Source organism: Mesorhizobium caraganae, from assembly GCF_016836705.1.
GTDB lineage: Bacteria > Pseudomonadota > Alphaproteobacteria > Rhizobiales > Rhizobiaceae > Mesorhizobium > Mesorhizobium caraganae.
In genome coordinates, this window is the sequence record NZ_JAFCGY010000079.1 from 1 (window position 1) to 2749 (window position 2749).

The 2749-nt window shown below is 61.3% G+C and carries 1 protein-coding gene; it reads right to left on the reverse strand.

The genetic code is table 11. From position 1 onward, the window contains the following. Nucleotides 1-421 precede the first annotated feature (421 nt). The gene (locus tag JQK88_RS35285) at nt 422-2284 is read right to left on the reverse strand and encodes an adenylate/guanylate cyclase domain-containing protein (RefSeq protein ID WP_192258542.1); all 1863 of its coding nucleotides are present in this window, start codon (nt 2282-2284) and stop codon (nt 422-424) included. Between the last annotated feature and the right edge of the window lie 465 nt (nt 2285-2749).

Genomic DNA, 2749 nt, shown 5'->3' on the forward strand with positions numbered 1-2749 from the left:
GCAAGTTCCTCTCGTTGAAGGAACTCCATGGTCGGATCGCAGCTTCTACCCGCTCAAGACCAATACCTGTCGCGCCATCTCAGAACGAGGCGCCCCTCCCGCGAAGCGGGTTCGTGCATGAGGCGCGTAGCCGACAGGCACCTTTGGGCCGTCAGCAGACGGGCAGCTTTAACCACAAAGCTAGTGCGGACCCCTCCTGTTCGACTGGTGGCTTGATCTGACCTCAAGCGCACTGAGGCGATGGTCTGCGTCGGGACCCAAAGATAACCCTAGGTCGGCAACCACCGCGGCGGCGCCCCGGCTTCGGCCGCTGACGAAGGGGCCGTCACGGTCTGTACCCTCTCACGTTTTTGACCTGTTAGTCTGGCAACACTTGGAAAGTTGCCGCTTCGGTGCGCTCGATCATCGCCGATCAACCGTATTAGGTGGTAAGATCGAGCACCTTCTGCCAGCGTGGATCGTTGTGAAGCAGGTCGAAATCGGAGTCGTGCAGAACCCAAGCCTTCATTTCATGGTGGGCCCGTGGCATCACCCTTTCGAGCAAGTCGAACGCCCGATCGCGATCGCCAAGCATGCTATGAAAGCAAGCAAGGTTGTATTGGGTCAGGACGTCGTCGGGATCGATGGCCTGCGCGCGCGCCGCCCACTCCTTTGCCCGATCGAACTCTCCCAATTCTAAGAGTGCGTTGGCGCCGAGATAGGCGGGCCGGGCATTTTCAGGGTTCCTCGCCAGTTGCCGCTCCGCGCGCTCGAGGGCTCTGCGAGCCGTCTCCAATCTGTCGACATTTCGCCCGAGCGAGCGATAGACCTGCACGAGCAACATCGATGACTGATAGTCATTGGGGTCGATCTCGGCCGCGCGCTCCCAGTGAGTGGCGGCCGTCTCCAGCTTACCCTGTGCGAAGCAGCAGCGGGCGTAGAAGTAATGCGCTTCGAACAGATTGGGATTGCCTGCGATCGCCCGTTCAAACGCCGTTTCGGCCTCCTTGTAGCGTTGGCCGACCGCCAAGGCGAGTCCGCGGGAGGCGTGCGCTTCGGCCAGACCGCTGTCGATCTCGAGCGCCCTCGCAGCGTTGGCGAGGATGCCCTCGAGCGAAACCTCCTCGCTATAGTCGAGAAAGAGGAACGAGTCGCAATCGGCGGTACCGGCATAGGCGCGCGCATAGAGCGGGTCGAGCTCGATCGCCATGGCGAACATTCGCCTGCCCAGCCTGTAATATGATTTCGAACCGCGGTGGAAAAACTCCCGCCCCCTGAGATAGTAAGTATAGGCTTCGACATTCTCAGTCGGCGCCAGCTCGATCGCCTCTTTTTCTTCCGGCAGCAGCTTGACCTTCAGCTGGTCGACGATGGTGTGAGTGATCTCGTCCTGGATCGCAAAAATATCGGTCAGATCGCGATCGTAGCGGTCGGCCCAGACGTGCCCGCCATCCGCACCGTCGATGAGCTGTCCCGTGACGCGCACGCGCGACCCAACCTTGCGCACGCTACCCTCCAGAACAAATCTGACGCCGAGTTCCTGTGCTGCCTGCTGTACCCTGATAGGCTTGCCCTTGTAGGTGAACACCGTGTTGCGGGCGATGACGTGCAGCCCCGAGATCTTCGACAGGTCGGTGATGATGTCCTCGGTGATGCCGTCGGAAAAGTATTCCTGCTCGGGGTCGCCGCTCATGTTGTTGAAGGGAAGGACGGCGATCGACGGCTTTTCCTTCGCCGGCCCCGACTTGGGTTGCGCAGCGCCGCTCGTCACGCGTGGCGGCGGAGCGGCCTGGAAGAGGTTGACGTTGTAGACCCTGACCGGCCGGTCGATGTTCTTGAGCGCCTGCTCGCCGGTGTCCTCGAACGTCAGATCGAGCCGGTTGCCGACATTGTCGCGGACCGACCCGGACACTGCGACGCCGCCCGGCTTGGCGATGCTTTCGATGCGCGCCGCGATGTTGACGCCGTCGCCATAGATGTCGTTGTCCTCGAAGATGATGTCGCCGAGATGGATGCCGATGCGGAACTCGATGCGACGGTCCTCCGCCACTTCGACGTTGCGCTCGCGCATCTTGCGCTGGATCTCCGTGGCACAGGCAACGGCGTTCACCACGCTCGGGAACTCGACAAGCATGCCGTCGCCGGTGAGCTTGACGATGCGGCCCCGGTGCTCGGCGATCTTGGCGTCGGCCATCTCGCGCCGATGCGTCTTCAGAGCCGACAGCGTACCAGCCTCATCCAGCCCCATGAGGCGGCTGTAGCCAACCACATCGGCGGCGAGGATCGCAGTAAGTCGGCGCTCCATGAGGAAATCCGGATTTTCACAGAAGCCTAGAGTATCAGGTTCAGCGGTACGTGCCATATGTAAATCCCGCTGGCGCGCCGCCCCGGGTATCACCAGGAGCGATTTGTGGTTCGGAAACGGTTCAATTAACCGAAGCTGCGCCTCCGCCGGAACCGCTTGGCTCTTTTGGCAGGCCGACCGCGCCTGCGTCCAAAACTGATGTCCGGAATTGGCAGTGCTAAAAACCGACATAGGCGCCACGATCTGTGCACGTCCGCAATAGCGAACCTTGCCCTACCGTTTCACTGTCGGCGACGACTGCTCTTGGGCAGTGGAAAAGGTGTCCTCAACGACCGACATTGCTGAAGGGTTTCGGGTGCCGTCAGGCGTACGAAAGCCTCTCATGCAGGAACCCGCGGTCCGTGCGCGGTGAGCTATGGGGATTTGTGTTTCGGGGTGTGCCAGCGTCTGTCGCAGACGTCCACA